Raw genomic sequence first — 764 nt, 5'->3', positions numbered from 1 at the left:
ATCACCGGGGGGCAGATAGCCACGTGGAAAGGGAAGCATGGCCGCGTGGTGGAGGTAGAGGGGGCCGACACCGACTTCGAGGAGCTGCACCGAGGCTATTTCCACCGCCCGGACATGAAGACGATGCAGGCTTTCTCGGCCACGGCCAAGCAGAACGAGGTGAGAGCCGCCGAGGTTCTGTTTGACAACTGCTGGCTCGGCGGGTCGCCTCTGATGAAGAGCGATGCGGTCTACAAGATGCAGGCGACCGGGGAACTGCAGAACATCTTCGGGAAGTGCGTGTCTAAGCTAAAAAACTTGTAGAGGCGCACCAACTCTCCGGGGGCGTGGAGGACGACGACCCTGGAGAGATAGCGAAAGGGTGCGCCTTGATCCGCGCCAACTTCGGGACAGACCCGGAGACACTCACCGACGAAAGGTGGGCTATGCTGTTCCAACAGGCCGTGTGGCTTGAAAACTTCCGTCTTGAAAACATGGCAAGAATCCTCGCAAAATTATTCTCACCCGCAGATGCCGAATGCAGCCTATAATGCAAAGCCACCTTTGAATGAGCAATTACAACTTCAATTACGCTTTCAACATAAGCGGCAACTGCAATGCCGTGGTCGCCGAGATTTCGGGAGGTGTCGAGAACCTCCAACGGAATCTCCGTGCGACCACGTCGCTGTGGGACACATTCGAGGGGAAGATGCTCGCGCTTAACCAATTCACGCAGTACGTCGGCAACCTCAGCCAAAGCCTGAACGAGACGCTCTCACCGGGCG

At 57.2% G+C, this 764-nt stretch carries 1 protein-coding gene and 1 pseudogene; both read left to right on the top strand.

From position 1 onward, the window contains the following. Positions 1–303, top strand: a 303-nt coding sequence (locus C5S62_RS13485) for a hypothetical protein (protein WP_104403994.1), incomplete at its 5' end; no start/stop codon positions are given. A gap of 244 nt (positions 304–547) precedes the next feature. Beyond that, positions 548–764, top strand: a pseudogene (locus tag C5S62_RS02995) (phage tail tape measure protein); the annotation flags it as partial.

The organism is Prevotella sp. MGM2 (genome assembly GCF_002933955.1).
Lineage (GTDB): Bacteria > Bacteroidota > Bacteroidia > Bacteroidales > Bacteroidaceae > Alloprevotella.
The sequence above is the reverse complement of the archived record's forward strand: the minus strand, read 5'-3'. Positions and strand labels throughout refer to the sequence as shown.